The following is a 26,604-nucleotide window of genomic DNA, read 5'->3' as shown; positions in this document are numbered from 1 at the left end:
CCAGCGCACCCCGAGTTGCTGTATTCAGGCCTGGTCGGCGGCGTGGCGTCCTGCAGCGCGTCCGGAGAACAGGCAGCCGCCGAGGAAGGTGCCCTCCAGGGCGTTGTAGCCGTGCACGCCACCGCCGCCGAAGCCGGCCACCTCGCCGGCGGCGTACAGGCCGCTGATCGGTAGGCCGTCCAGGCCCAGGGCCCGGGACTGCAGGTCGGTCTGGATGCCGCCGAGCGTCTTGCGGGTGAGGATGTGCAGCTTGACGCCGATCAGCGGCCCGGCGGACGGGTCGAGGATCCGGTGCGGGGCAGCGGTGCGCCCGATCCGGTCGCCGATATAGCGGCGCGAGTTACGGATGCCCTGGACCTGCGAGTCCTTGCTGTAGGGGTTGTCCATCTGCAGGTCTCGCGCCTCGATCTGGGCGCGGATGACCTCGGTCCGCAGCAGCGGCTCGTCGGTGAGGTCGTTCATCCTGGCGACCAGCTCGTCAAGGGTGTCCGCGACGACGAAGTCCGCGCCGCGCTGCTTGAACGCCTCGACCGGGGCGGGGGCGCCCTTGCCGAGCAGCCGTGCGCGCAGGAACGCGGCGCGGTTCTTGCTGGTGATGTCGGGGTTCTGTTCCGAGCCCGACAGCGCGAACTCCTTCTCGATGATCTTCTGGGTGAGGATGAACCAGGAGTGGTCGAAGCGGGCGATGTCCTCGGTGGTGCGCAGGTGGCGCAGCGTACCGAGGGTGTCGTAGCCGGGCAGGCAGGGGTCGGGCAGGCGCCGGCCCAGGGCGTCGAACCACAGCGACGACGGACCCGGCAGGATGCGGATGCCGTGGCCGGGCCAGATCGGGTCCCAGTTCTGCACCCCTTCGGTGTAGTGCCACATGCGATCCCGGTTGACGAGCCGGACGCCGGCCTCGGCGCTGATGTCGAGCATGCGGCCGTCGACGTGGGCGGGCACACCAGTGACCATGCTGGTCGGCGGGGTGCCCATCCGGGCCGGCCAGTAGCGGCGGACGATGTCGTGGTTGGCGCCGATACCGCCGGTGGTGACGACAACCGCCTGTGCGTTCATCTCGAACTCGCCGACCGTGTCCCGGTTGGACGCGACCCCGCGGGCGGAGTAGTCGGGCGCGAGTACCGCGCCGCGCACGCCGTGGGCCTGCCCGTCAGTGACGAGGAGTTCATCGACCCTGTGCCGGTGGTGGAAGGTGAGCAGGCCGTCTGCCGCGGCCCGCTGCGCCGAGGCGACAAACGGTTCGACCACGCCTGTGCCGGTACCCCAGGCGACATGGAAGCGGGGGACCGAGTTGCCGTGACCGTCCGCGCGCAGGTCGCCGCGTTCGGCCCAGCCGACGGTCGGCAGGAAGGTGATGCTATGGCCGGTCAGCCAGGAGCGCTTCTCCCCGGCGGCGAACTCGACGTAGGCCCGCGCCCAGCGGGAGGCCCAGGAGTCCTCGTCGTCGAGCCGGTCGAACCGGGCGCTGCCCTGCCAGTCGTTCCAGGCCAGTTCGAACGAGTCCTTGACGCCGAGGCGGCGCTGCTCGGGCGAGTCGACCAGAAACAGCCCGCCGAAGGACCAGAACGCCTGGCCGCCGAGATTGGCGGCGTTCTCCTGGTCGAGTACGGCGACCCGCTTGCCCTTGCTCGTCAGTTCGTGCGCGGCGGCCAGTCCAGCGAGTCCGGCTCCGACAACGATGACATCAGCGTCCATGGGGGATCGGTTCCTAGGGTGCTGTTGGGACGGGTGGGTGGGCTCGACGGAACGCCGCCGGGCCGTCTCGTCGGGCCGGCGTCAGCCGACGATCAGCACCGCCGCGAGCGCCACCGCACCCGGCAGGGCCTGGACCAGCAAGATCCTACGGTGTGCGGTCGCTCCGTCATATATCCCGGACCCAGCGGGTTGCCGGCGCGCCGGTCGCTCCCTCGCTCGTCGGTGCGGAGCCGTTGAGGAGCACAGGCGGCTGTCGCCCCTGCGCTGCGGACGCGCCGCGTCTCCGACGCCGCAGACTCGAACAGAGCCTGCGGGCGCGGCACAGGAAGCACGCATCACGATCTCGCGCAGGTCGTAGCGGCCCTGCCCTGGTGGCCAGTTCAAGCGAGCAGGCTTGGGGATCACACCTCAAGCGTGCTCAGGGGACGACGGTAACCGGCCAGCGCCCGGACTTGGCCAGGCGCACGCCGGCCGAACCGAGGATGCGGTGGCCCAGGCCGCGCGACGCGCCGATGACGACGGCGTCCGCTCGCAGTTCGTCGGCCGCCAGGGACAGCGCAGCCACCGTGTCGCCGCCGGGAACGCTGTGGAACTCCCAGCGCAGCGGCTGGATCTCCGCCATGGACGCCAGGCCGGCGCGCACCCGCCCGCAGATCTCGTCGGCCGTCGCCGTAGCGGTCTCGACCGTCACCAGCGGCAGTCCGGCCACGGCCGCCAGTGCGAAGACCGGCTGCACGTAGACCAGGGCGAGCAACGCGCCCTGCCGGCGCGCCAGTCCGGTCGCGTAGGCGGCGGCACGCCATGACGACTCGGAGCCGTCCACCCCGACGACGATCACCTTGGGACCGTCCGTCCCGCGCTCGAACACCAGCACACCCCTCCCGCGTCCGGCCCGGCCTCCGTCCCTGGACGTCAGCGAGGAACTCGGGCAATACTTAGTTTACGTCAGCTAAGTACATGGGGTAAGTGGGAGGCGGTCGCTGATGGCGACGGGAATCACGTCCGGCCGGGCACGTCAGCGTAGGCAGAGGCGATCACCCTGGATCGGAGCCGACCACCCCCACTACAAGTGGATCGCCCTGTCCAACACCACCTTGGGCACGCTGATCGCGACGATCAACGCCTCGATCGTGCTGATCTCACTTCCCTCGATCTTCAACGGCATCCACCTCGACCCGCTCCAGCCAGGAAACGTCAGTTACCTGCTCTGGATGCTGATGGGCTACATGCTCATCACCGCCGTGCTGGTGGTGGCACTGGGCCGGCTCGGCGACATCTGGGGCCGCGTACGCATCTACAACGCCGGATTCCTGATATTCACCGTCACTTCGGTGATCCTCTCCCTCGACCCGCTGCACGGCGCCGGCGGAGCCCTGTGGCTGATCGGCTGGCGCGTGATCCAGGCCGTGGGCGGCTCCATGCTGATGGCCAACTCCGCCGCGATCATCACCGACGCCTTCCCAACCAGCCAGCGCGGCATGGCCCTGGGCGTCAACATGGTCGCCGGCATCGCCGGCTCCTTCATCGGACTGGTCTTGGGCGGCCTGTTGGCGCAGTGGGACTGGCGGAGCATCTTCTGGGTCAACGTGCCCATCGGGCTGTTGGGCACGGTGTGGGCCTACCGCTCCCTGCACGAGACCGGCATCCGCAGGCCCGCACGGATCGACTGGTGGGGCAACCTCACCTTCGGCGTCGGCCTGACCGTTCTCCTGGCAGGCATCACCTACGGCATCCAGCCCTACGGCGGCCACACCATGGGCTGGACCAACCCCTGGGTCCTGGCCGGCCTGATCGGCGGCGCCGCGCTGCTGGTCGCCTTCTGCGTGATCGAGTCCAAAGTCGCCGAACCGATGTTCCCGCTCCGGCTCTTTCGCAACACCGCTTTCGCGGGCGGCAACGCCGCCGCGCTGCTCGGCTCCATCGCCCGAGGCGGGCTGCAGTTCATGCTGATCATCTGGCTGCAGGGCATCTGGCTGCCGCTGCACGGCTACGACTATGCCGACACGCCGCTGTGGGCGGGCATCTACCTGATCCCGCTCACTGTCGGATTCCTCGCCGCAGGCCCCATCGCCGGACACCTCTCCGACCGCTTCGGCGCCCGACTGTTCGCCGCTGCCGGGTTCGTGGTCATGGCCGCGTCCTTCGCTGGACTGCTCCTGCTGCCCACCGACTTCAGCTACTGGGTCTTCGCCTTCATGGTCTTCCTCAACGGCGTCGGCGGTGGCCTGTTCGCCGCGCCCAACACCTCCATCATCATGTCCAGCGTCCCCGCACAGTCGCGCGGCGCCGCCTCCGGAATGCGCGCCACCTTCCAGAACGCCGGCATGGTCCTCTCCATCGGCGTCTTCTTCTCGCTGATGGTCGCAGGTCTGGCCGGTTCGCTCCCGCACACCCTCAGCAGCGGGCTCGCCGCCCAGGGCGTCCCCGCCGCCGACGCCGACACGGTCGCCAACCTGCCCCCGGTCGGCACCCTGTTCGCCGCCTTCCTCGGCTACAACCCCATCAGGCAACTCCTCGGGCCGCACACCCTCGGACAGCTCCCGGCCGCCAACCAGGCCACGCTGACCGGACGCCAGTTCTTCCCGAACCTGATCTCCGGCCCCTTCCACGACGGTCTGGTCGTGGTGTTCACTCTCGCCATCGTGATGTCCTTGGTGGCAGCGGCCGCCTCCCTGCTCCGGAGCCGGACCGCGCCCCCCGAGCAACCGCGACCCGCTGAGGAGACCGCGACCCCATGACTTCTCCCGCCGCCGATCAGGAACAGCAGGCCGAGGTCACCCGGCTCCGCCTTGCCATCGCCCGCCTGTATCGGCAGATGGCCCAGGCATCCCACAGCCAGGACCTCACCTTCGCCCAACTCTCGGCCCTGGCCAGGATCGAGGAGCACGGACCACTGCGGCTGGGCGAGCTCGCCACCAAGGAATCCGTCGCTGCGCCCTCGATGACCCGCACGCTCACCGCCCTGAGCTTCGCCGGCCTGATCGAACGGGAGCCCGACCCCAGCGACGGGCGTTCCTACCTGGTCACCAGCACAGACCGGGGACGCGCCCTGCTGACCCGACTGCGGCAGGAACGCTCCGAAATGCTTGCCAGCCGTATCGCCAAACTCACCGGCGAGCAGCGCCGCATCCTGCAGTCGGCTCTGGACGTCCTTGAACTCCTGGTCGACCAGCAGGATGAGGACCAGGCCCCGACTGGCTGACCGCAGCGGCTGAGACGCTCGACAGAAGTCGGCGCCCGCCTCCGCCCGCGACAGCAACGCCGACTGACGGGCCCTCACTCCCGCTGGGTCGCCGCAGGTGGGAGGCCGACAGGTGGCTAGCCTTGTTCCCCGCCGGTCAGGTCGCCTTCGCCCAAAGCGGTGGCCAGACGCTCACGGGACCGTTGGATGTGGCTGCGCATCGCCGATTCGGCCAGGCCGGCGTCCTTCTCGCTCAGCGCTTCCAGGATCCGGGCGTGTTCGCGGCAGGTTTCGGCGGCGAGCCCTTCGCGGAAGTGCAGCCGGTAGAGGTGCGCGTGCGCATGCAGACGGTCGAGCATCTCGCGCATCAGGGTGTTGCCGCAGACCTGGGCGATCTGGTCGTGGAAGAGTGCGTCGTGGTCCAGGAAGGTGCGGCGGGTCTGTGGGCTGGTGTGGTCCTGCGCGTCGCGCATCTGGGTGAGGTGGTCGGCGAGCACGGCCAGATGGGGTTCCTCGATCAGCCCGGCGGCCTTGGCGGCCGCGGCGGGTTCCAGGAGTATCCGCATCTCGAACAGTTCGCTGAACTCCTTCCTGCCCAGCAACGGGGCTGCGGCGTAGCCGGCGAGCGAGCGGCGCACGAGCAGTCCGTCGGCCTCCAGCCGGGCCAGGGCCTCTCTGACCGGTGTCGGGGAGACTTCGAGCTCCTGGGCAAGCGCGTTGATGTTGACCTTGCCCCCGGGTTCGATGTCGTGGTCGACCAGTCGCTGCCGCACCACGTCATAGACCGTGTCGGTCAGCATCTGCCTCGGTGACGCCATGTCTGCCCCCATCCCCAGTGATCCCGTCGCGCCCGGCATCCCGTTGCGCATGCTAGAGCGCTCCACGGTCCCATGTAGGCCGCCTGCTGATCGTAGATCCTACACGATTTGTGTCACGTCGGACCGAGGCCCTGGCGGGCGCGAAGAGGCTGCACTTGCCGGCCTTGAGTGCTGCCGCGTCGCCCTGATTCCACTGAACGTGCACCTGGGAGGCGGATTCGAGTATGCCGGCCCGCTGCCGCGCCATGTTTCGGCTTGGTTACGAACCTTGACCGTGTTGGTCGGCGTGCCTCAGAGTCCCCTTAAGAATATACGATCTGCAAGCCTAGGTGGGCAGCATGAAGCGCAGCCATGTGTGGCATCTCAAGCTCGTCGCCGGTGTGTCCGTCCTGCTCCTGGCGGCGGCCGGATGCAGCACCAAGGGGTCTACGGCCGCGGGTCCGGCGGCGACGGGCGCAGCGAAGCCGCCGTCGAGCATCAAGGTCGCGCTCGTCCCGGGCGGTGCGCACCCGTACTTCCAGCCGTGGAAGACGGCCGGCGCCAAGGCGCAGGCCGACTTCGGTCTCGCCGGGGTCACGTTCAACGAGACCGCCGAGTGGGACCAGACCAAGCAGAACGACCTCCTGACGTCGCTCGCCGCCCAGGGCTACACCGCCTTCGGGGTGTTCGGGGTCTCGCCCACCGACATCAACAGCACGTTCACCGACCTGGAGTCCAAGGGCTTCACGGTGGCCTCCCTCGGCTCCTGCCCGGCCGGCGCCACCGACGCCGCAGCCTTCTGCCTGTCGACCGACGTCGAGCAGGCCGCATACAGCGCGGCGAAGGCGACGATCACGGCGATGGGCGGCCACGGCACGCTGGTCCACCTCACCGGGCTCAACGCCGACTCCAACACCCAGCGCCGGATCGCCGGGGTGAAGAAGGCGGTCGCCGAGACCAACGGTCAGGTCAAGCTGCTCACCACGGTGACCGACATCGACACCGACCTGCAGACCGCGCAGAAGGCCGTGTCGGACCTGTTGACCGCGCACGGCAGCGAGATCAACGGGATCGTCGCCACCGCCTACAACCCGGCGGTGGCCGCGGCGGCGGCGGTCAAAGCCGCCAACCTTCCGATCAAGGTCGTCGCGATCGACGACGACCCGAAGATCCTGGCCGGCATCAAGGACGGCTCCGTCGCCGCGACGGTGACCCAGAACCCGGTCGGCCAGGCCTACGTCGGCACCTGGGCCCTCGCCCAACTGCAGAGCAAGGCCTGCACCATGCGCACACCGGGCGTCTCCGTCGACTCCGGCTCGTTCGTGGTGACCACCGCCAACGTCGGCACCTACGACTCCGAGCGTCAGGCCAAGACGACGCAGCTGATGACCGACTTCAAGACCAACGTCCTGTCCTGCTCCTAGAACGCGTCCGGTTCCGAGCGCTGAAGGCTTCCGGTGTCCGCTGGATGGGCGAGAGCGGGCACCGGAGGGGTCGGGCATCCTGCAACGAGAGACGGACAGATGACAAAGATCACCGAGGCGACTGCCTACCTGGTCGACCTGGAGGTCGAGACCAAGCGCACCGACGCGGTCCAGGCGTTCCTGAAGCAGGAGACCATCTTCGTGGAACTGCGCACCGACGACGGCGCGCTCGGTACCGGCTACTCCTATACGATCGGCACCGGCGGGACGTCGGTGCTGGCGATGCTGCGTGAGCACCTGCTGCCCCGGCTGCTGGGCCAGGATGCGCGGATGATCGAGCAGCTCTGGTACGACCAGTTCGCCTCCACCCGAGCCACCACCGTCGGCGCGATCACCTCGCTGGCGCTGGCCGCCGTCGACATCGCACTCTGGGACCTGCGATGCAAGCGGGCCGGCGAACCGCTGTGGCAGGTGGCCGGCGGCTTCCGCCCCGAGGTGCCGCTGTACGACACGGAGGGCGGCTGGCTGCACCTGTCCACCGACGAGCTTGTCCAGGGGGCGCTCGGCTCGCAGGCCGCGGGCTGGCCGGGGGTGAAACTCAAGGTCGGCAAGCCACGCGTCGAGGAGGACGTGGAGCGCCTGCGCGCGGTCCGCGAGGCGGTCGGCCCGACGCTGGACATCATGGTCGACGCCAACCAGTCGATGACCGGCGCTGAGGCCCGCCGCCGCGCCGCGGCCTTCGAGCCGGTCGGCCTGGGCTGGTTCGAGGAGCCGCTGCCGGCCGACGACATCGACGGGCACGTGGCGCTCGCCCGCTCGACGTCGATCCCGATCGCCGTCGGCGAGTCGCTGTACTCGGCCTCGCAGTTCCGTGAGTATCTGACCCGCGGTGCGGCCTCGATCATCCAGGTGGACGTCGCCCGGGTCGGCGGGATCACCCCGTGGCTGAAGGTCGCACATCTGGCCGAGACCTTCAACGTCCACGTCTGCCCGCACTTCCTGATGGAGCTTCACGTCTCCCTGGTCGCCGCGATCCCGAACGGCCGCTACGTCGAGCACATCCCCCAGTTGCGCGCCATCACCCGCGGCGAGCTGGCAGTCCGGGACGGACACGCACTCGCCCCGGACACCGTCGGACTGGGCATCGACTGGGATCCCGACGAGATAGCCGACCGGAGGGTGGCATGAGCGCGCCGACCGCAGAACACGCCGCGAGCGAGGTCGAGGTTCCACAGCCGTCGCGGCGCCGTCGGCTGGACGCGGGCACCGCCCAGCGGTTCGGCCTGCTCGTGGTCATCGCGGGACTGGTCCTCGCGTTCGGTTCGGCCCGTTCCGCGTTCTACGACCAGCAGTTGACCGTCTTCCCGCTGCTGCGTGACATCGCCGTCTTCACCGTGGTCGGCTTGTCCCAGATGGCCGTCCTGTCCATCGGTCACATGAACCTCGCCGTCGGCCGGATGGCCGCGTTCTCAGCGATGTTCATGGGACTGGCCTACCAGGACTGGCACCTCCCGCTCTACCCCGGTCTGGCGATCGGTCTCCTGGCCGGCGCCGCGATCGGCGCTCTCACCGGATGGATCATCGCCGCGACCGGCGTGAACTCCTTCGTGGTCACCCTCGCCATGGACTTCGTCCTCCTCGGCCTGGTGTCCCTGGTCTATGCGCAGACCACCACGTCGGCGGCGTTCACGACCAAGCCCGCCGGGATGGACGCACTGCGGACCTATTCGCTGGCCGACGTCTGCGCGGGCCCGCTGTGCGGCTCACCCGCGGTGCCACAGCTCCTCCTCTTCGCCGTGCTGGCGATGCTGATCGTCGGCTACCTCTACTCCCGAACCCGCCTCGGCCGGGAACTGCTGCTGGTCGGCTCGAACATCAAGGCCGCGGAACTGTCCGGGATCCCGACCACCCGGCGGGTCATCGGCGCGCACGCGCTGTCCGGGACGCTCGCCGCGCTGGCCGGCTTCCTGCTCGCGGTGACCGCCGGTTCGTTCACCGCCACCATCGGCTCGGAGTTCATGATCCCGTCATTCCTCGGCCCGGTACTGGGCGGCACCCTGCTGACCGGCGGCGCGGTCTCCATCGTCGGCACACTGCTGGGCACCACACTCACCCAGGTGATCCGCCAAGGCCTCACCCTGCTCGGCATCGGCCTGGAAAGCCTCAACATCTACCTCGGGGCGATCCTGCTCCTGGCGCTGTCCACCGACCGCATCAGGACCGTGATCTCCCAGCGAAGGGCGGCGAATCCCCGATGAGCACACCGGTCCGGCTCGGAGCGCCCGGCAGGGCACGAGCACAGGCGGGGGCGCGGCGGTTCGCCCGCTCCACCGAGATGACACTGCTGGCCGTCGGCGTGGTCGGATTCACCGTCCTGGCGGTCGACTCCCACGGCAGTCTGCTGCACGGCAACGCCATCCGCGACGTGCTGACCTATCTGACCGTGCCGATCCTCATCGGTCTGGCTCAGCTGGTCGTCCTCGCGGCCGGGCAGATGAACCTGGCCGTCGGCGCGCTCGGCGGATTCCTCTCCGTCCTCACCGCCGGCCTCATGGCCGACCACGGTGTCCCTGCGCCCGTGGCGATCCTCGTCGCGGTGCTCGCCGGGACCCTGATCGGCGCTGCCAACGGCGCCCTGGTGGTGGCCACGCAGATCAACGGCTTCATCGTGACCCTGGCGACGATGACGATCCTGCTGGGCCTGCAGTACCGGGTCGCGGGCACCCGCACGATCGACGCCGGCTCGGCGGGCCTGCGACGGTTCGGTTCCCTGTCGGTGCTGAACATCCCGGTCATCTTCATGCTCGCGCTCGCGGTGGCCGCCGCGCTGGCCTTCTTCCTCCGCCGCGCCGTCGCCGGCCGACAACTCCTGGCCAGCGGCGGGAACCCGCTCGCCGCACAGCTCTCGGGCATCTCCAACAGCAGAGCCCTGATCCTGGCCCACACCCTCTCCGGGCTGATCATCGGCATCGCCGCGGTCGTCACCGTCGCCTCGGCGCCGGGGGTCAACAAGAGCATCGGCGGCGACTGGCTGCTGCCGAGCTTCGCCGCACCGATCATCGGCGGGGCCGCTCTGGCCGGGGGATCGGTCTCGGTGCTCGGCGCGGTGCTCGCGGCTTTCATCGTCCGTCTGGTCGACGTCGGCCGAGCCCAGTACTCGCTCGACCCGAGCTGGGTCGACTTCACCGTGGGCGCGGTCGTCCTCGGAACAGTCGTCATCGGCCGGGTCCGCGAAACAAGGCAAACCCGGAACGCCTCGCCCAGACCCGGCGCCGACACCGACACCGAAGCCGATGCAGACGCCGACGCCGAGGCGGACGCCCCAACCGTCAGGAGCACGGCATGACAGCCGAGACCAGCCCGTCCCCGGCCGCTCCAGTGCTCTCGGCCGAGCGGCTCGTCAAGACCTTCCCCGGCGTGAGGGCACTCGACGGCGCCACCCTGACCCTCAGAGCCGGCTCCGTACACGCCCTCCTGGGAGAGAACGGCGCGGGCAAGTCGACCCTGATCAAGATCCTCACCGGGTTTCATCGGCCGGACAGCGGAAACCTCGCCGTCGACGGCGCCGGCGTCGCCCTGCACTCCGCCACCGACGCGGTCCGGGCCGGCATCGCGGTGGTCCATCAGGAACGCAACCTGATCCCAGAGTTCTCCGTTGCGGAGAACATCACGCTGCGCCAGGTGCCCGCGACCCGCGGGCTCGTCGACCGTGACGCCGTGCGCACCCGCGCACAGCGCTGCCTGGATCTGCTCGGCTTGGATCTCGACCTCGACGCCCCGGTGAAGTCCCTGTCGGTCGCGCAGATGCAGCTGGTGGAGATCGCCAAGGCGCTGTCCACCGACAGCAGGGTCCTGCTGCTGGACGAACCGACCTCCGCGCTCACCCTGGCCGAGGCCGACCGGCTCTTCGACATCGTGCGCCGACTGCGCGACCAGGGCACGGCGGTCCTTCTCGTCAGCCACAAGCTGGAAGAGGTGTTCGCTGTCTGCGACACCGTCACAGTTCTGCGCGACGGCGCGTCGGTCCTGGAGGCGGCGCCGTTGGCCGAGCACACCAGGGACGACGTCATCGCCCTCATGGTCGGCCGCGCGCACGACGCGGCCCGCCTCGCACCCCGACCCATCCCGGCGGACGGGCCGCCGGCCCTGGAACTCGACCGGGTCTGCACCGCGTCCGGCCACCGCGACATCTCCCTCAGCGTCCGCCGCGGCGAGATCGTCGGGCTGTACGGCCTCGTGGGCGCCGGGCGCACCGAGCTGGCCAAAGCGCTCCTCGGCCTGGACCGTGTGCTCTCCGGTGAGATCCGGGTGCACGGTTCCGTGGCCCGTATCAGGGATGTGCGCCAGGCACTGAACACCTACCGCATCGGCTACGTGCCCGAGAACCGCAAGGAAGAGGGCGTCTTCCTCGACCAGACCCTGACGACGAACATCGCTGTCACGGTGTGGACGCGCATCCGCCGGGCCCTCGGCTACGTCCCTCGTCGGCGCGAGCGCGAACTCGCCGTGGAATACACCCAGCGACTCGGCATTCGCAGCTCCGGGCCCGACCAGCTCGCAGGCAACCTCTCCGGCGGGAACCAGCAGAAGGTCAGTCTCGCCAAGTGGCTCGCCGCCCGGACCGAGATCCTCATCATCGACGAACCCACGGTCGGGATCGACGTTCGCACCAAGGCGGCCTTCCACCAGCTCATCTGGCAGCTCGCCGCGGACGGCCTGGCCATCCTCCTGATCACGAGTGACCTCCCCGAGATGGTGACCCTGGCCGACCGCATCGCGGTCATGCGGGACTTCCGCATCACGGGAACCCTCGCCAACGACCACGACTACGAGACGGCGAGCCGCGCCGTCATCGGCCTCATCCACGGCGCCGACCCGGCCAAGTCGCGCAACCAGCCGCACAGTCGCCGCCCGGCCTGACCGAACGGACAGCGGTATTCTCCGGCACGGCGGCCCGGGTGTACGGGCTCGAGAAAGGAAACAGTGAACGAGGCTACCAAGGGTGTCCAGCGGATCGCGTCCGTGATCCGCGTCAGGCCGGAGAAGTTGGAGGAGTACAAGCGCCTGCACGCGCAGCCGTGGCCCGCTGTACTGGAACGGCTCCGTGCATCCAATATCGGCAACTACTCGATCTTCCTGCACGGCGACCTGCTGTTCAGCTACTTCGAGTACCGGGGCACCGACTACGCCGCGGACATGGATCGCATTGCCGAGGATCCGATCACTCGCGAGTGGTGGAAGCTGACCGACGCGTGCCAGGAACGGCTCCCGGGCACCCCCGACGGAAGTCAGTGGACGGAGATCCCCTCCGTCTTCTTCATGGAATGACTGAAGCGCCCGACTCGCGCCGGGATGGGTGGCGAAGGCGAGGTGGGAGCCGCCGGTCAGCGCGGAGGCCGGGGCGGGTCCGGCGGCAGCGAGCGTGGCGCTCCGCGAGGCGGCGAGGGGTTCATCAGTGGGTTGTCGGCTGCAGGGTGAGGATCGCGACGACCGCCGACGTCACCCGGCCGTCGACCTCTGCCGGGTCCGCGGCGGGGAGTTTGCCGTCCAGGTGCAGGAACGCGAGGCCGTGGACCAGTGACCAGCCGGCCGTGGCCAGGGCCTCGGTGTCGGCCTGCGGGAACGCCTGGCTCACGCAGGCCAGCACGAAGCCGAGGACCTCCGCAGCGGCGATGGCCCGTACGTCCTCGGTGTCGGCGCAGGGATTGCCGAACATCAGCCGGAACAGCGCCGGCCGGTCCAGGGCGAAGCGGACGTAGCTGACGCCGAGCCGCGCGAAGTCCTCCGGCACGGCCGGCGCCGTCACCGAGGCGGCCAGTCGCTGCCTGAGGTCGGCGAAGCCCGCCGCCGCGAGTTCGGACTCCAGCGCCTCCTTGTCCGCGAAGTGCCGGTAAGGCGCGGCGGGTGAGACACCGGCCCGGCGGGCTACCGCGCGCAGCGACAGGCTGCCGCCGTCCTCCTCCAGCAGGTCCATGGCAGCGGTCAGCAGGGCCGCGCGCAGATCACCGTGGTGGTACGCGGGCTTGACCGAAGTTGACACTGATTACATCCTCCTCGTACGGTGATGTAAGCATCGTACACATCGAGAAGGCGATCACACCCTGAGGATGGCTGCAATGTCGAGTGATCTGTTCGCGCCGCTGGCACTGGCCAACGGCTCCGTACTACCCAATCGCATCGCCAAGGCGGCCATGGAGGAGAACCTCGCCGGGGACGGTCAACTGCCCGACGAGCGGCTATTGCGGCTCTACCGCCGCTGGAGCGAGGGCGGCGCCGGGCTGCTGCTCACCGGGAACGTGATGGTGCACGCGCAGGCGATGACCGGCCCGGCCGGTGTGGTGCTGGACGCGGACTCCCCACTGGAGCCGTTCACCCGGTGGGCGAAGGCCGCGAAGTCCGGGGGCGCCGCGGTCTGGATGCAGATCAACCACCCGGGCCGTCAGGTCTTCGCGGAGATGCCCGGCGTGGCGTGGGGGCCCTCCGCGATCAGGGTCGACATCGGCAAGCAGAGCAAGCGCCTGGCTCAGCCCGTCGCGATGACCGAGGAGCAGATCGCCGCCACGGTCGCCCGCTTCGCCGACACGGCGCGGCTGGCGGAGAAGGCCGGATTTGACGGCGTCGAGATCCACGCCGCGCACGGCTACCTGCTCTCGCAGTTCCTCTCCCCGCTGGCGAACCAGCGCACCGATCGCTGGGGCGGCTCCCTGGACAACCGCGCTCGGCTGCTGCTCGACGTGGTCCGCGCCGTGCGCGCCGCAGTGGCACCGCAGTTCGCGGTGGCAGTCAAACTCAACTCCGCCGACTTCCAGCGCGGCGGGTTCGAGGCTGCCGACGCGCAGCGGGTGATCGCCATGCTGGCACCGCTGGGGGTGGACCTGGTGGAGCTCTCCGGCGGAAGCTACGAGAGCCCGGCGATGTCCGGACGCCCTGCGGACGAACGCACCCAGGCCCGCGAGGCCTACTTCCTCAGCCTCGCCGCCGAACTGGTTCGGAGCAGCCCGCTGCCGATCATGCTCACCGGCGGCATCGGCCGCCGTCCGGTCGCCGAGGAGGTGCTCGCCGCCGGAGTGGACCTGGTCGGCATGGGCTCGGCCCTGGCGGTGAACCCGGACCTGCCCAAGCTCTGGCAGGCCGGAACGGACGCTGAAGTGCGCCTGGCCCCGGTCCGGATCAAGGACAAGGCCCTGGCCTCGGCAGCGGGCATGTCCCGCATCAAGCACCAGCTCCGACTGCTCGCCCAGGGCCGCCCCACCGCCCCCGGAGTCAGCCCGCTGCTCGCCTTCCTGCGCGACAACCTGACGCGCAAGTCCGCGCTGCGCCGCTACAGCACCTGGCTGGCTGCGCGATGAGCGGCGCAGGAGATCGCCATGCGCGCCGCCACCATCCGTGATGGGAAGATCGTTGTCGCTGAGCATCCCGACCCCGAGCCGGGTACCGATCAGGTCTTGGTCCGCGTCCATGCCCCGGGCCGAACGGCGCCGACCAGATGCGACTGCTCGGCCTCTACCCGCCGTCGCCCGGCTCCGGCGTCCCTGAGGACATTCCCGGTCTCGAGCTGGCCGGCGAGGTCTCCGCGACTGGGCCCGGGGTCACACGGTGACCGTAGGCGGCTCGACGAGGCCGGCCTGCAACCGGCGGACGGCGTCGAGGTGGTCGCCGGTCCAGAGCATCCGCACCGCGGTAGCCGTGGCCCGTCCGTCCTCGCCCCGGAGATCATGCCGTACCGCATGAAGAAGACGGCCATCTGCCTCCCCGTCCCGGGCCAGCGGCGCGGGGATAGGGCGCGAGCCATTCAGACTGTTCGCAAGATCGTCGTACCAACCCGTGATCAGTTCGGTGTTCCGGAGCAACTCGACGCGGGCCGCAGTTCGGTCGCCCGCGACCTGGCCGCCGTCCCGGCTCCATAGGTCCAGCACCGCGTCGGCCGCCAGCCGCAGCCCGGCCACACCGGTCACAAGCCTGGTGACCTCGGCTAGTTGAACGGGCTTGGCGCCTCGCTCGGCCAGGTACCCGCGAAATGTGTCGTCGAGTCTGCGCGAAGCCGCGGCCGCGCGCACCGCCTCTTGGGTCGGCGCCCCAGTGCTTGACGCACTGGAATCGCATCGGAGCATGCCGAATTCGACCGCGGCGGCCAGATAGCTCGCGCTGTCGGTATAGGCCTCGGCGAGCGCGTTGCTGAGCGCTGCTGCGGCACCGCGCGGCCAGAAGAGCACGCCCACCAGAAGGCTTACCGCACAACCGAGAGCGATGTCCTCGACCCGAAACAGTCCGACGCGCCACCCAGCCGGCTGAATGATGTTGAAAAGGATCACCAGGACGAGGGTGAACGCGGCCTGCCCTTCGGTGAAGGAGACCGCGGACGGTGCCACGCCGGCCAGCAGGATCGCCAGTGGCAGCAGGAACCACAGAAGGCTGGCGTCGGTGCCGATCGGCACCAGTAGCGCCGCCCCGACCGCGAAGCCGATGGCGGTGCCGCCCACCGCGCGTAGTGCGTTCTGGCCAGTGCTCAGGGCGTTCGAGCGGAGTACCGAGAGGGTGCCGAGTACGACCCAGAACGAGTGCTGGACGCCCGTCAGGTTGGCGACGAAGACGGCCAGCCCCAAGCCGACGGCGCCGCGGACGCTGTTGTGCAGCCACAGCGAATGCCGTTCGACGTGGGCAGCCGCGCGTTCCTGGGCCGCGGACAGCGTTCCTGGCAGTCCCGTGGGTTGGCGGCCCAGGATCCGGTCGATCCAACCACGACGTTCCGCGGAGGCCGCGAGGTCGATGTTGTTGCCGATCAAGGACACGACGAAGCTCAACTCCTGCGCGCGGAAGCTCGGGTCCACGGAGCCGATGAACTCCCTGAGCCGTTCGTCGGCCGCCAGCGCGCTTTCTCTGGCCAAGGCCGGCCGCTTCGGAAGCTCATTCGTCGTGTCGTGCTCCAGGACGACCAGGGTCTGACGGAGCTCCGCCAGCGCAGAACGCAACGAGTCAGGATTCGCGCGGGGCGTTTCCAGCAGATCCGCACCGCGCTCCAGCACAGCGGCCGCAGCGGCTTTCACCGCGCACGGAGCGCGTTTCGCTGCGCCGCTGGTGGGTTTCCGGGGCTGCGTGAGAATGGCGTTCATCCAGCTCAGCTCGTCGACCAAGCGGACTACCGCCCGGGCGGTCGTGCTCAGACCGGTCGGACGATACGGCGTGGCGAGAAAAAGTCGATGCATTTCAGCCACCGCAGAATCAGCCTCGGCAATGACCCGCTCGTGTTCCGCGGCTGTTCGGTCGTCCTCAGCATTCAGCAGACTCGCGACCTCCAGAAGCAGGCGAGCGGCCAATGCCCTGCAGGTGGCCGTGGCCTTGACCCGAAGCCGATCCGTGGCGGGTGCCGGCCACAGCAGCGCCACCGCCGCCAGCCCGGCAACCGAGGCCATTGCCCAACCCGCCAGCCGATCCGGGATTGACGAGGGTGCCCCGGCCAGCGACACCGGCAGAATGAAGGCCAGCAACAGGGCTGTGGTGGCCCCGGCCATCGTGGAGCTGACCACGCCCACGAACAGCACTCCGAAGCCGACCAAGCCCATAGCCCCAGCCGCCAGCCAAGGATTGCGCGAGGCCAGTGTTCCCACGACCACGAACACTGCGCCCACTACCGCCAGCGAAGCCTGTGCCTGCAACCGATCGAGCATGGGCCCGCCGAAATCGACGATCATCAGCATGGCAAAAGAGCCGAACGCGGCGAACGTTGCCAGGTCCGGCTTTCCGATGACCTTGTCGCCGAGAGCAAACATGGCAGGCATGACGATGGCGGTCCGGGCCGCTCGACGCAGGGCGAGCAGCCCTGGATCGCGCGCGCCCAGCCGTTGCAACGAAGAGGCCAGTCGCTGTCGCGCTTGGTTGAGGTTCGTCACATTCATGCGGTGCAGCATCCCTAACAACTGGTCCAGCTGATCGGTGTCGTCGCTCGTGCCCCGCTGCCACGGGAGATAAACGATCGAGACCTGCCCGGGAAACGCGAGGCCCATCGGTTGTCGCGCTTCAGGTCATCGAATCGCCCCATGGTCAGCAGCATACGCATCGTGTGGGGCTCGGAAAGTCATCGCTGCAGTGCAGCCGGCGTACTGGAGTTGTGGACGAGGCCGCCGATGATGCGTATACGTAGGAGCATTCGGGGGCTCGAACTGATGCGAGCCTCCTGGGCTTGGCGGCGGATCGTGGCGATCACTGCGTGCCGCAGTGTGCGTTCTGGTGGGCCGTGGACTGGTGACGATCAAGGGCATGACGATGGTTGCCACGCGCGCCGGATGGCGTCGTCAAGCCGGTCCGGGAGAGTCGAACTATCAGGACGAGTGGTACGACGCCCATGTCGGGGTCTGCGAGTCATCACACCCGAAGGCGGCCGTCCGCGAACTCTCCCGGACGGTCGGACCGGCCGGAACACTGATCGCCTCGGCACCTTATGCGCCCGAGTGCTGCTGCTGGGCCGCGTGGGTGGGTGCCCCGGTGGCCAGGTCGCTGACCTGTCGGGCGATATCGGGCCACAGGGCGGCGGGGAGGTCGTGGCCCACGCCCGGGTAGGTCACCAGTCGGGCGCCGTCGATTGCCTGGGCGGTGGCGCGGCCCGCGCTGACGCGCAGGATCGGGTCCTGTTCGCCGTGTAGGACGAGGGTGGGTCGGCGCAGCTCCTTGAGTCTGGGTCCGCGCCACTGGGCGCCGATCTGGCGGCTCTGCGCCTTGTTGTCGCGCGGGCCGCTGTCGACGTCGGCCTCGACCCAGGCACGAGCTGCTGCCTCGTCGAACGGGTAGCCGGGGGAGGCGATGCCGCGCCAGACGGTGAGGGCGGCCTCGATGTCGCCTTCGCGGCCGTCGGGGAACTTGGCACGGGCGAGCTTCGCGAGCAAGCCGAAACGCAGGTAGCGCAGGACGCCCAGTCCGGAGACGTCGCTGGGCAGGGCTGCCGAGGAGGTGACGCTGAGCACCCGGTCGGGGTGCCGCAGCGCGATCCGCTGGGCGATCGCGCCGCCCAGGGAGTGGCCGAAGACATGGGCCCGCTCCCAGCCGAGTTCGTCCAGCACAGCGATGGCGTCGTCGGTCATGACCTCGGACGTGTAGGCATCCCCGCGCTTGGCGAACAGGGCCTTGAAGGGGTTGGTGGTGGCGGTGTCCGGCATCCGGGTCGACTGGCCGGCGTCGCGCTGGTCGTAGCGGGCCACGGCGAACCCGGCCTCGGCGAATGCCTGGCACAGTCCGGCCGGCCACCAGAAGCGGGCGGTGGCCAATCCCATGATGAGCAGCAGCGGTTCGCCCTCGGAGCCCTTCAGTTGGTCGAAGGCCACCTGCACGTCGCCGTTGTGCGCGTACCGGGTCGGCGTCCACTCAGGCTGCGGCTGCATCTGGGGCATGTCGACTCTCCTCCATTTACTGCGATCCATGTTCGCAGTTCATGTGACCCACGATACTGCATACGCCGTTCGCAGAACAGGATGGGTCGCGACCGAGCCGTCCGCCGCCGGAGCCGACCATCGCCCGGTGGTTGGGCCCTGCTGCCCACTTCCTCGCACTGGACGAAGCAACGCGGCTGCAGCCTCTCGGACAGAGGTCAGCTCATCTGGCGGGGAAGCGTGCCTGAAAGGTGGCGCCGTGCGGTGAGTCGACGACCGTGAGCGTGCCGCCGTGGTGGTGGGCGATGTCCAGGGCGATGGGCAGTCCCAGTCCCGCGCCGCCGTGTTCCCGGCTTCGGGCGTCGTCAAGGCGCGCGAAGCGCTCGAAGATACGGTGCCGGTCGGCCGGTTCGATCGCGTTTCCGTCGTTGTGGACCTCCAGTACGCCTTCGCTCCGTTCGGTGTCGGTGTAGACGCGGACACCGATCGCGTGCCGCGCATGGCGTTGGGCGTTGTCCAGCAGGTTGGTCACCAGCCGTGTGAGCCACAGGCTGTTGCCGGGCACGGAGACCTGCTCCAGGCAGCGCCGGAACAGGTGCCCGCGTCGGGGGCCGATCGGCGGCTGACCCACGACGCAGCAGCCGGTCGGGTGGTTCCGGCATAGAGCCGGACCGGAACCACCCGGGGGAAGGTGATGTGCCGGCGGCGAGGCGGCGCACGGAGAGGTCCAACGCGAGTGGTCATAGTTTGCGGGTGAAGGTGCCGGTCAGGGTGCCCTCGCCAATCGCGTGCGCGTGCAGCCCCGGCGCGTCGAAGGAGACGACGCCCCCGATTTTGGCGGGGGAGTACTCCTTCGGCAGGGCGTAGACGGTGAAGACGTAGTCGTCCTCGGTGCCGCTCTGGGGGCAGGGCGGCAGATAGCCGGTCACCACGTGGCCCTGCGGCTTCTGCCCCTCGGTGACCCCGGTGGTGCTCGCCGGTATCTCGACGGTGTACCAGTGCGTCAGGTCGCCGGCAGTGGTGTCCTCCATGTAGAGGGCCAGCCAGGCTGTGTCCTTGGGGACATTGGTCCAGCTCAGCGGAGGGATGGTGCCGCTGCCCGAGCAGGTGTACCTGGCCGGGATGGCGCCGGAGTCGGTGAAGGCGCTGCTGGTCAGGGCGATGGTGACCGGATCACGGTGGGCCGGGGTGGGGCTGCTGCCGCAGCCGGTGAGAGCCAGCAGAGGCGCGACCAGGGCGGCGGCGCGGACGGCTGTGCGGTGCACGTGGATTCCCCCAGCAGGTATGGACCAACAGCCTTCTGGCGAAGACGATAGGTACAGACCAATGCGGGATCAAGGACTATCTTGCTTTTGGCTTCAGTTCAGCTCCTCGCAGTGATGCACCCGGCCGGACACTAGGCGCCCCCGCGCCCGCTCGGGTGCCCCCGCCGATCGCCGCCGCGAAGCCACCCCCGCCCGGCCGAAGTCCCTGCGCGCGACGCTAATTGACTTGACGGTCCCTCAATCGCCTCGCGAGGATGCCAGCGCGGGAGAGCGCTCTCTCCCATCAGTCGCACACACACCGCATCCGGGGGGAAACCGACGTGTCGGACCAACACCTCAGAGACTGGCACCTGCTGACTCCGTTGGTCGGTGTGCGCCGCTCTTGGGTGGTCGCGCTCAGCGCAGTACTGCTCCTGCGGGCCCTCGCGCCCGTGGGCGCCACCCTGGCCACCGTCTCCGTGGTGCACCGGTTGACCGGGGCGCACCCCGGCTCGGCCGGTGGTCTTTCGCTGCCTTTCGTCGGCATGGTGCTCTGTCTGCTCACTTCGCAGCTCAGCGAACTCCTCGTGGTTCCACTGCAGTTCCAGATCCGGCGGGAGATCGACGGCCGGCACCGACGGCTCGTCAGCCGCACCGCGCTGTCCGTCGAACTGGCCGATCTCGAACGGCCCGAGGTGCAGGACGACCTGCTGATCGCGGCTGCCGACCCGGCCAACTGGACCGAGCGCAGCCCCGGGTCCGCTGCCGGCGCGCTGCTGCTGCGGACGTCGAAGTGGCTCGGCGCGCTGGGCGCGGCCGCCGTGGTGGCCCACTACAGCCTGCCGGTGGCCGCCGGACTGCTGGTGGCCCTCTCGCTGCAGAACTACCTGCTGCGCCGCCAGTGGTACGCCATGGTCATGGTGTGGGTGAACGGCGCCCGGCACCTGAGGCGGGCGGCGTACTGGATCGACGTGACGACAGGCCCCGCCGCCGCCAAGGAGATTCGGCTGCACGGCTTCACGGACTGGGTGCTCCACCGCTACCAGGAGTCCGTGACCGGGCACCTCGTCCCCTTCCGCAAGGCCAAGGCGAGGCTGCTCAAGGGCCAGGCGATCCCGTTCGTGCTGATCACCGTGACGATGACCTGGGCCCTGGCGACGCTGGTGGACGGGACGCGGCACGGCCTGCTCAAGCCCGCCGAGCTCAGTGGTGCGGCCGTAGCATCCTGGATGCTGTTCACCATCGGAGGCAGCGGCCCGGAGATCCTGGACCTGGAGGGCGGCAAGATCCCGAGCCGGGCGCAGCGCCGCCTGCCGACACACGCGCCCGCTCCGGCCGCCGCGAGCCCTGCTGGTCCCGCCGCCCCCGCCATCACCACCGCCCCCGCCGAGATCCGCTTCGAGGACGTCCACTTCTCCTACGCTCAGACCGGACGCCCGGTGCTGCGCGGGCTGGACCTGACCGTTCGTCCCGGCGAGACCCTGGCTGTGGTGGGTCTGAACGGGGCGGGGAAAAGTACCTTGATCAAGTTGTTGGCCGGGCTCTACCTGCCCGACTCGGGCCGGGTCAGCGTCAATGGTGTGGACCTGGCCGGCCTGGGCACACCGGCGCGGCACCGACACGCTGCTGTTGTCTTCCAGGACTTCGTGCGCTACCGGATGTCACTGCGCGACAACATCGCCATCGGCGCCGCCGCGCTCCCGGTCACCGAGGAGGAGCGCGAGCGCGCCTTCGCCCGGGCGGTCACCGAGGTGGGCGTGGGCGGGATCGCCGACCGGCTGCCGAGTGGCTGGGATACCCCGCTGTCACCGTCGGCGCCGGGCGGGGTGGACCTCTCCGGCGGCCAGATGCAGCGGGTCGCGCTGGCCCGCGCCCTGTGCGCGGTGCATGCGGGCGTCCCCGTCCTGGTGCTGGACGAGCCCACCGCCCACCTCGACGTCCGGACCGAGATCGAACTGTTCGACCAACTGCTGGCGGTCACCGCGGGCGTCACCACCGTGCTGGTGTCGCACCGGCTCTCCACGGTGCGCCATGCCGACCGCATCGTGATGCTCGAGGGCGGTCGGATCACCGAGGACGGCACCCACGACGAACTACTGGCCCTCGGCGGCCGGTACCACGACCTGTTCCAGATCCAGGCGGAGCGCTTCTCCGACGTGCTCGAAGGAGACTGCGCATGACCCGCACCCGCACCCGCAACGGTACCCGCACCCGCACTGGTATCCGCACGTCTGCCGCAGGGCTCGGCAGCAGTGGCCGCCGCAGCCGCCACGTCTGGGCCGACCTGCTGCTCCGCTCCTGGCGGCTCGACCGCCGCAACTCGCTGATCGTCCTGCTGTTCATGCTGGCGGACAGCGCTGCCCTGGTGCTCAGCGGCTACGGCCTGCGCAGCCTGGTCAACTCCGCCCTGTCCGCTGACGGCAGGGGCACTCTGCTGTCCGCCTGCGCCACCGGTACCGCCTACTCCGTGATGTTGCTCATCGGCCGGGTCCAGATGGAGATACGCCTGGACCTCGCCGACCGGGTCGGCATGTACCAGGTCGACGCCGAGATCCAACGGCTCGTCAGCGGACTGGACACGATCGAGCACCTGGAGCGCTCCGAGTACCTGGACCGGATCAACCGGCTACGCGGCAAAGGCCAGTTGATGTGCGAGAGCGGGTGGGCCGTGCTGGATGCGGCGGCCAACGGCCTCCGTGTGCTGGTCACCCTGGGGCTACTGGCAACCGTCCAGCCCGCGCTGCTGCTGCTCGCGGTGCTCGCGGTGCCGGCCCTGCTGCTGAACGGCGTGGGACAGCGGGTGGTCACCCGGGCCGCGGAACAGGCCTCAGGGGATGACCGCGCCGAACGCGAACTGTTCGAACTGACGACCCGTTCGGGGCCTGCCAAGGAACTGCGCGTGCTCGGTTCGGGAGACGGTGTCGACCGCCTCGCCGACGAGGCATGGCAGCGCTCCTCGCGCCGGATGATCGAGGCCTACTGGCGCTCGGCCCTTCTCGGCGGTGCAGGTTGGGGAACGTTCGTGCTGGGCCTTGCAGCAGTCCTCGGAGTCGTGATCGGTATGGTCGCCGACGGCAGCCGCTCCATCGGCGACGTCGTGCTGGTGGTCGCCATGGCGACCACCCTCCGCGCCCAGTTCGAGCGGGTCGCCTGGAGCCTGTCCCGGCTCCAGGCGGGCATGGTCGCCGTCGAGCCCTTCCTGTGGCTGCACGCGTACGCGGCTCCGGACACGCCACTCGACGGCGCGCCGGTCGCCGCCACCACGCTGCCGACCCGCCTCGAGCAGGGCATCGCTCTGGAGGAGGTCTCCTTCGCCTACCCGGGGACCGATCGCGAGGTCCTGCGCGGCGTGACGGTCGCCCTCCCGGCCGGCGCGATGGTGGCCGTCGTCGGCGAGCACGGCTCTGGCAAGACCACGCTGGTCAAGCTGCTCTGCAAACTCTACGAGCCGACCTCGGGCCACATCGCCGTGGACGGCGCACCCCTGTCCGGCCTGGACGCGGCCGCCTGGCGCACGCTCTGCTCCGGCGCCTTCCAGGACTTCGGTCGCTACGCGGTCACCCTCGGCGAGGCCGTCGGGATCGGCGAACCCGCCTTCATGGGCGACGACGAACGTGTGCTGGCCGCCCTTGCGGAGGCCGAGGCCGGGCCGATGCTCGCCGGCCTCCCCGAGGGACTGGAGACCCCGCTCGGCCCGTCCGGCACCGACCTCTCCGAGGGCCAGTGGCAGCGGGTGGCGCTGGCCAGGGCTGCGATGCGGCGCGAACCGCTGCTGTTCGTGCTGGACGAACCCACCGCCTCGCTGGACCCGCCCACCGAGCACGCGGTGTTCACTCGCCACGCCGAGCACGCCCGCGCCCTCGGTGCGGCCACCGGCGCCGTGACCGTGGTGGTGACCCACCGCTTCACCACTGTCCGGATGGCCGACCTGATCCTGGTCCTCCGCGACGGACGACTCACCGAATCCGGCACCCACCAGTCCCTCCTCGCCCTCGGCGGCACCTACGCCGACCTCTACCAGCTTCAGGAGGCCGCCTACGCCGCGACCCCCTCCTGACCCACCTCTCCCGCGCAGCTCGAACCCCCGGGGCCGCGGGTGGGCCAGGCGAGCTGCAAAATCGGTACCGTGTTGAGGTAGGCGAAGGTGTCGCAACCGTCGATGGAGCGGTCCGGCGAGCCGGTCTCCACCTGCGACAAGGACATGGTGCAGTTGCTCCGTGACCCGCGTGACCTGCGTGACCTGCATCTCGACCTGGCCGGTGCGGCGTGGTGGCCCGCTTGCGCACCGGCTTCCTGGGGCACGGGCTCACTGCCGCACCCGGTGCCCACGCAGCACGCTGACCGAAGGCGAGACCAATGACCCCGCCGCCCCAACTGCCCGGCGTCCTGGCCAACCTGGCCCCGCTGCTCGACCACTGGGGCTACCTCGCCGTCGCCGGCTTCGTCTTCGTCGAGGACTTCGGCGTACCCGTACCTGGTGAGACCGTGCTCATCGCCGCCGCCGTCTATGCCGGAGCGGGCCGCCTGAACGTCTTCGCCGTCGCCGCCATCGCGGTACTGGCGGCGGTGCTCGGCGACAACCTCGGCTACGCCATCGGCCGCTTCGGCGGCCACCGACTGATCGAGGGCTACGGCCGCTACGTGATGCTCACCCCCGAACGCGTAGCCAAGGCCGAGGCGTTCTTCGCCCGCCACGGCGGCAAGATCGTCGTCGTCGCCCGGTTCATCGAGGGCCTACGCCAGGCCAACGGCATCATCGCCGGGCTCAGCCGGATGCCCTGGCCGCGCTTCGTGGCCTTCAACACCCTGGGCGCCGTGCTGTGGGTGGGCGCCTGGGTCACCCTGGGCGACCTCGCCGGCAAGCACCTGGACACCCTCTACCCGGCCATCCAGCGCTACCAGCTGTATCTGCTCGCTGCAGCGGCCGTCGCGATCGCCTTTCTCCTCCTACGCCACCTGCGGAGGCGTCGCCGCAGGAGCAGCGGCCCAGCAGTTGACGCCGAGAAAAACCATGGAGACTCGTGACCGCGAGACGGCGCGAGACGGCGCGAGACGCCCGGGGCGGGGCTCAGGCGGACCCCAGCACCAGGCCGACTCCGGCCAGCACGCCGACGACCGGCACGACGAGACCCCCAGTGCTGGTGTCGCGCGCGTTCCGGCCTCGGTGTCCTGGCAATCTGGGCTGCGTTCAGAAAAAAGTTCGGGACGGGTGTCGATCGGCCTGTGGGGCATTCGTAGTGGCAGTAGAGGGTCGGCGCGGTGTCGGCCCCTGCTGAGGAGGAGAACATCATGAAGCAGTACCTGCTGTCGGTGCACATGGTCGAGGGCCAGGAGCCGCCTGCGGCCGAGACCATGAAGCAGATGTACACCGACGTCGAGGCCCTGAACAGCCGGATCCAGGCCGAGGGGGCCTGGGTCTTCGCCGGCGGGCTGTACCCGCCGACCTCCGCGACGGTGGTGCGCCTGGACGGCGGACGGGTTCGCACGACCGACGGTCCGTTCGCTGAGACCAAGGAGCACCTGGGTGGGTTCTGGGTGATCAAGGCCGAGGACCTCGACGCCGCGCTCGCCTGGGCGGCGAAGGCCACCGAGGCCTGCCTGGCCCCGGTGGAGGTCCGTCCGTTCCAAGAAGAACCGGCCCAGTAGGGCGCCTGTGACGACGTCGGATCAGATCGAGCGCGTCTTCCGCGACGAGTACGGCCGCTGCGTGGCGACCTTGATCCGCTTCCTCGGCGACATCGACATCGCCGAGGAAGCGGTGCAGGACGCCTTCGCGGCGGCCCTCGAGCGGTGGCCCCGCACGGGCCTGCCGCCCAACCCCGGTGCCTGGATCACCACCACGGCCCGCAACCGCGCCATTGACCGCCTGCGACGGGAGGCAACTCGTCATGACCGCCATACCCAGGCCTTGCAGTTGCTCGACAGCGGCGACCCGGTGCCCGAGCCTGGAGGTCCGGTGAGCGACGACCGGCTCCGGCTGATCTTCACCTGCTGTCATCCGGCGCTGGGCGACAGCGCCCAGGTCGCCCTGACGCTGCGGCTGCTGGGCGGGCTGCAGACCCCGGAGATCGCCCGGGCCTTCCTCGTCCCCGAAGCGACGATGGCTCAGCGTCTGGTCCGGGCGAAGCGGAAGATCAAGGAAGCGGGCATCCCGTACCGGGTCCCCACCGAGGCCGAGCTGCCCGAGCGGCTTCGCGCTGTGCTCGACGTGGTCTACCTCGTCTTCAACGAGGGGTACGCCGCGTCCAGCGGCGACGCCCTCCTACGCGAAGACCTGTGCTCCGAGGCGATCCGACTGGCCCGGCTCCTCGTCGCGCTGATGCCCGACGAGCCCGAAGCCGTCGGTCTGCTGGCGCTGCTCCTGCTCACTCACTCACGTCGCGCGGCCCGCACCGCGGCTGACGGGTCGATCGTGCTGCTGTCCGACCAGGACCGCTCGCAGTGGGACCGAGCGCTCATCGGGGAGGGACAGGCGCTGGTCCGCGCTTGCCTGCGGCGTGGCATGCCCGGCCCGTACCAGATCCAGGCCGCGATCAACGCCGTCCACAGCGACGACGCCATCGCCTCGAACACCAAATGGGAGCAGATCCTGCGGCTCTACGACCAGTTGATGGTCTACGCCCCGACGCCAGTCGTGGCCCTCAACCGTGCGGTCGCGCTCGCCGAGGTCGACGGGCCCGGGCCCGCACTCGCCCTCGTCGACGACCTGGACCTGGGCGCGTACCACCTGTTCCACGCCACCCGCGCCGACCTGCTCCACCGGCTCGGCCGCGGCCGCGAAGCAGCCGAGGCCTACACCGCCGCGCTCGCCCTTGCCACCAACTCCGCCGAACGCGATTTCCTCGAGAACCGGCGCCGCGAGGTCCGCTGAAGGCCGCCCGCTACTGGCGGCGGGCTTCATCCTGG

At 69.8% G+C, this 26,604-nt stretch carries 23 protein-coding genes and 1 pseudogene; 14 read left to right on the top strand and 10 right to left on the bottom strand.

The window, feature by feature from the left end:
• Positions 1-24: 24 nt before the first annotated feature.
• The 3 genes and pseudogenes from ABIA33_RS14395 to ABIA33_RS14385 form a co-directional block, all read right to left on the bottom strand.
• Entirely contained in the window at positions 25-1,695 is a 1,671-nt protein-coding gene (locus tag ABIA33_RS14395) for an FAD-binding dehydrogenase (RefSeq protein WP_370081268.1), read from the bottom strand.
• A gap of 81 nt (positions 1,696-1,776) precedes the next feature.
• Positions 1,777-1,875: pseudogene (locus tag ABIA33_RS14390) on the bottom strand (DUF1304 domain-containing protein); the annotation flags it as partial.
• Between the two features lie 238 nt (positions 1,876-2,113).
• Positions 2,114-2,569 (bottom strand): universal stress protein, encoded by a 456-nt coding sequence (locus ABIA33_RS14385; RefSeq protein ID WP_370081266.1) that lies wholly within the window; start codon positions 2,567-2,569, stop codon positions 2,114-2,116.
• Positions 2,570-2,678: 109 nt separating this feature from the next.
• On the opposite strand from ABIA33_RS14385, the gene ABIA33_RS14380 reads away from it, so the two are divergent.
• Together ABIA33_RS14380 and ABIA33_RS14375 are read left to right on the top strand one after the other, a co-directional pair.
• Positions 2,679-4,433 (top strand): MFS transporter, encoded by a 1,755-nt coding sequence (locus tag ABIA33_RS14380; protein ID WP_370081264.1) that lies wholly within the window; start codon positions 2,679-2,681, stop codon positions 4,431-4,433.
• Positions 4,430-4,897, top strand: coding sequence for a MarR family transcriptional regulator (locus tag ABIA33_RS14375; protein WP_370081262.1), 468 nt, complete (start codon positions 4,430-4,432; stop codon positions 4,895-4,897). The genes ABIA33_RS14380 and ABIA33_RS14375 overlap by 4 nt, the downstream gene beginning before the upstream one ends.
• 116 nt (positions 4,898-5,013) lie before the next feature.
• Here the strand turns inward: ABIA33_RS14375 and ABIA33_RS14370 are convergent, their stop codons facing one another.
• The gene (locus ABIA33_RS14370; protein WP_370081260.1) at positions 5,014-5,694 is read right to left on the bottom strand and encodes a GntR family transcriptional regulator; all 681 of its coding nucleotides are present in this window, start codon (positions 5,692-5,694) and stop codon (positions 5,014-5,016) included.
• A gap of 338 nt (positions 5,695-6,032) precedes the next feature.
• On the opposite strand from ABIA33_RS14370, the gene ABIA33_RS14365 reads away from it, so the two are divergent.
• The 6 genes from ABIA33_RS14365 to ABIA33_RS14340 all read left to right on the top strand — a co-directional run bounded on the left by ABIA33_RS14365 (position 6,033) and on the right by ABIA33_RS14340 (position 12,425).
• Positions 6,033-7,097, top strand: coding sequence for a sugar ABC transporter substrate-binding protein (locus tag ABIA33_RS14365; RefSeq protein ID WP_370081258.1), 1,065 nt, complete (start codon positions 6,033-6,035; stop codon positions 7,095-7,097).
• Positions 7,098-7,196: 99 nt separating this feature from the next.
• Positions 7,197-8,285, top strand: a complete 1,089-nt coding sequence (locus tag ABIA33_RS14360; RefSeq protein ID WP_370081256.1) for a mandelate racemase/muconate lactonizing enzyme family protein — start codon at positions 7,197-7,199, stop codon at positions 8,283-8,285.
• Positions 8,282-9,355 carry an ABC transporter permease gene (locus ABIA33_RS14355; protein ID WP_370081254.1) on the top strand — a complete coding sequence of 358 codons (1,074 nt, stop codon included), beginning with the start codon at positions 8,282-8,284 and terminating at the stop codon, positions 9,353-9,355. The genes ABIA33_RS14360 and ABIA33_RS14355 overlap by 4 nt, the downstream gene beginning before the upstream one ends.
• Positions 9,352-10,443 (top strand): ABC transporter permease, encoded by a 1,092-nt coding sequence (locus ABIA33_RS14350; RefSeq protein ID WP_370081252.1) that lies wholly within the window; start codon positions 9,352-9,354, stop codon positions 10,441-10,443. Before ABIA33_RS14355 ends, ABIA33_RS14350 begins: the two co-directional genes overlap by 4 nt.
• Positions 10,440-12,017: a sugar ABC transporter ATP-binding protein gene (locus ABIA33_RS14345; protein ID WP_370081249.1), complete on the top strand. Its 1,578-nt coding sequence runs from the start codon at positions 10,440-10,442 to the stop codon at positions 12,015-12,017. The genes ABIA33_RS14350 and ABIA33_RS14345 overlap by 4 nt, the downstream gene beginning before the upstream one ends.
• A 63-nt stretch (positions 12,018-12,080) precedes the next feature.
• On the top strand, positions 12,081-12,425 hold the full coding sequence (locus ABIA33_RS14340; protein ID WP_370081247.1) for an L-rhamnose mutarotase: 345 nt from the start codon (positions 12,081-12,083) through the stop codon (positions 12,423-12,425).
• Between the two features lie 124 nt (positions 12,426-12,549).
• On the opposite strand, the gene ABIA33_RS14335 is transcribed toward ABIA33_RS14340, so the two are convergent.
• Positions 12,550-13,137 (bottom strand): TetR/AcrR family transcriptional regulator, encoded by a 588-nt coding sequence (locus ABIA33_RS14335; protein ID WP_370081245.1) that lies wholly within the window; start codon positions 13,135-13,137, stop codon positions 12,550-12,552.
• Positions 13,138-13,213: 76 nt separating this feature from the next.
• Between ABIA33_RS14335 and ABIA33_RS14330 the strand changes: the two genes are divergently transcribed.
• Entirely contained in the window at positions 13,214-14,446 is a 1,233-nt protein-coding gene (locus tag ABIA33_RS14330) for an NADH:flavin oxidoreductase/NADH oxidase family protein (RefSeq protein WP_370081243.1), read from the top strand.
• A 240-nt stretch (positions 14,447-14,686) separates the two neighbouring features.
• On the opposite strand, the gene ABIA33_RS14325 is transcribed toward ABIA33_RS14330, so the two are convergent.
• The 4 genes from ABIA33_RS14325 to ABIA33_RS14310 form a co-directional block, all read right to left on the bottom strand.
• Positions 14,687-17,098, bottom strand: coding sequence for an FUSC family protein (locus tag ABIA33_RS14325; RefSeq protein WP_370081241.1), 2,412 nt, complete (start codon positions 17,096-17,098; stop codon positions 14,687-14,689).
• A gap of 432 nt (positions 17,099-17,530) precedes the next feature.
• The gene (locus ABIA33_RS14320; protein ID WP_370081239.1) at positions 17,531-18,475 is read right to left on the bottom strand and encodes an alpha/beta fold hydrolase; all 945 of its coding nucleotides are present in this window, start codon (positions 18,473-18,475) and stop codon (positions 17,531-17,533) included.
• 202 nt (positions 18,476-18,677) lie between these two features.
• The gene (locus ABIA33_RS14315) at positions 18,678-19,085 is read right to left on the bottom strand and encodes an ATP-binding protein (protein ID WP_370081237.1); all 408 of its coding nucleotides are present in this window, start codon (positions 19,083-19,085) and stop codon (positions 18,678-18,680) included.
• A gap of 109 nt (positions 19,086-19,194) precedes the next feature.
• Positions 19,195-19,719 carry a YbhB/YbcL family Raf kinase inhibitor-like protein gene (locus ABIA33_RS14310; protein ID WP_370081235.1) on the bottom strand — a complete coding sequence of 175 codons (525 nt, stop codon included), beginning with the start codon at positions 19,717-19,719 and terminating at the stop codon, positions 19,195-19,197.
• A gap of 320 nt (positions 19,720-20,039) precedes the next feature.
• On the opposite strand from ABIA33_RS14310, the gene ABIA33_RS14305 reads away from it, so the two are divergent.
• Both ABIA33_RS14305 and ABIA33_RS14300 read left to right on the top strand, forming a co-directional pair.
• Positions 20,040-21,878 (top strand): ABC transporter ATP-binding protein, encoded by a 1,839-nt coding sequence (locus ABIA33_RS14305; RefSeq protein ID WP_370081233.1) that lies wholly within the window; start codon positions 20,040-20,042, stop codon positions 21,876-21,878.
• Positions 21,875-23,755, top strand: a complete 1,881-nt coding sequence (locus ABIA33_RS14300; protein WP_370081231.1) for an ABC transporter ATP-binding protein — start codon at positions 21,875-21,877, stop codon at positions 23,753-23,755. The genes ABIA33_RS14305 and ABIA33_RS14300 overlap by 4 nt, the downstream gene beginning before the upstream one ends.
• Here ABIA33_RS14300 and ABIA33_RS14295 read toward each other — a convergent pair.
• Positions 23,734-23,901, bottom strand: a complete 168-nt coding sequence (locus ABIA33_RS14295) for a hypothetical protein (protein ID WP_370081228.1) — start codon at positions 23,899-23,901, stop codon at positions 23,734-23,736. The genes ABIA33_RS14300 and ABIA33_RS14295 overlap by 22 nt on opposite strands.
• Before the next feature lie 153 nt (positions 23,902-24,054).
• Here ABIA33_RS14295 and ABIA33_RS14290 point away from each other — a divergent pair, with 153 nt between their 5' ends.
• The 3 genes from ABIA33_RS14290 to ABIA33_RS14280 all read left to right on the top strand — a co-directional run bounded on the left by ABIA33_RS14290 (position 24,055) and on the right by ABIA33_RS14280 (position 26,569).
• The gene (locus ABIA33_RS14290) at positions 24,055-24,723 is read left to right on the top strand and encodes a DedA family protein (protein ID WP_370081226.1); all 669 of its coding nucleotides are present in this window, start codon (positions 24,055-24,057) and stop codon (positions 24,721-24,723) included.
• A gap of 264 nt (positions 24,724-24,987) precedes the next feature.
• Positions 24,988-25,344, top strand: a complete 357-nt coding sequence (locus tag ABIA33_RS14285) for a YciI family protein (protein ID WP_370081224.1) — start codon at positions 24,988-24,990, stop codon at positions 25,342-25,344.
• 7 nt (positions 25,345-25,351) lie between these two features.
• Positions 25,352-26,569: an RNA polymerase sigma factor gene (locus ABIA33_RS14280; protein ID WP_370081222.1), complete on the top strand. Its 1,218-nt coding sequence runs from the start codon at positions 25,352-25,354 to the stop codon at positions 26,567-26,569.
• Positions 26,570-26,604: the final 35 nt, after the last annotated feature.

It is taken from the genome of Streptacidiphilus sp. MAP12-16 (genome assembly GCF_041262165.1).
Lineage (GTDB): Bacteria > Actinomycetota > Actinomycetes > Streptomycetales > Streptomycetaceae > Streptacidiphilus.
Note: the sequence above shows the minus strand (reverse complement) of the source record. Positions and strands in the feature narration are given on the sequence as shown.

What these genes read in the sequence shown, in the direction of transcription:
- ABIA33_RS14395 (WP_370081268.1), bottom strand. Translation starts at nt 1,695, where the DNA reads ATGGACGCTGATGTCATCGTTGTCGGAGCCGGACTCGCTGGACTGGCC.
- ABIA33_RS14380 (WP_370081264.1), top strand. Translation starts at nt 2,679, where the DNA reads ATGGCGACGGGAATCACGTCCGGCCGGGCACGTCAGCGTAGGCAGAGG.
- ABIA33_RS14375 (WP_370081262.1), top strand. Translation starts at nt 4,430, where the DNA reads ATGACTTCTCCCGCCGCCGATCAGGAACAGCAGGCCGAGGTCACCCGG.
- ABIA33_RS14370 (WP_370081260.1), bottom strand. Translation starts at nt 5,694, where the DNA reads ATGGCGTCACCGAGGCAGATGCTGACCGACACGGTCTATGACGTGGTG.
- ABIA33_RS14365 (WP_370081258.1), top strand. Translation starts at nt 6,033, where the DNA reads ATGAAGCGCAGCCATGTGTGGCATCTCAAGCTCGTCGCCGGTGTGTCC.
- ABIA33_RS14360 (WP_370081256.1), top strand. Translation starts at nt 7,197, where the DNA reads ATGACAAAGATCACCGAGGCGACTGCCTACCTGGTCGACCTGGAGGTC.
- ABIA33_RS14355 (WP_370081254.1), top strand. Translation starts at nt 8,282, where the DNA reads ATGAGCGCGCCGACCGCAGAACACGCCGCGAGCGAGGTCGAGGTTCCA.
- ABIA33_RS14350 (WP_370081252.1), top strand. Translation starts at nt 9,352, where the DNA reads ATGAGCACACCGGTCCGGCTCGGAGCGCCCGGCAGGGCACGAGCACAG.
- ABIA33_RS14345 (WP_370081249.1), top strand. Translation starts at nt 10,440, where the DNA reads ATGACAGCCGAGACCAGCCCGTCCCCGGCCGCTCCAGTGCTCTCGGCC.
- ABIA33_RS14330 (WP_370081243.1), top strand. Translation starts at nt 13,214, where the DNA reads ATGTCGAGTGATCTGTTCGCGCCGCTGGCACTGGCCAACGGCTCCGTA.
- ABIA33_RS14325 (WP_370081241.1), bottom strand. Translation starts at nt 17,098, where the DNA reads ATGGGCCTCGCGTTTCCCGGGCAGGTCTCGATCGTTTATCTCCCGTGG.
- ABIA33_RS14320 (WP_370081239.1), bottom strand. Translation starts at nt 18,475, where the DNA reads ATGCCCCAGATGCAGCCGCAGCCTGAGTGGACGCCGACCCGGTACGCG.
- ABIA33_RS14300 (WP_370081231.1), top strand. Translation starts at nt 21,875, where the DNA reads ATGACCCGCACCCGCACCCGCAACGGTACCCGCACCCGCACTGGTATC.
- ABIA33_RS14295 (WP_370081228.1), bottom strand. Translation starts at nt 23,901, where the DNA reads ATGTCCTTGTCGCAGGTGGAGACCGGCTCGCCGGACCGCTCCATCGAC.
- ABIA33_RS14290 (WP_370081226.1), top strand. Translation starts at nt 24,055, where the DNA reads ATGACCCCGCCGCCCCAACTGCCCGGCGTCCTGGCCAACCTGGCCCCG.
- ABIA33_RS14285 (WP_370081224.1), top strand. Translation starts at nt 24,988, where the DNA reads ATGAAGCAGTACCTGCTGTCGGTGCACATGGTCGAGGGCCAGGAGCCG.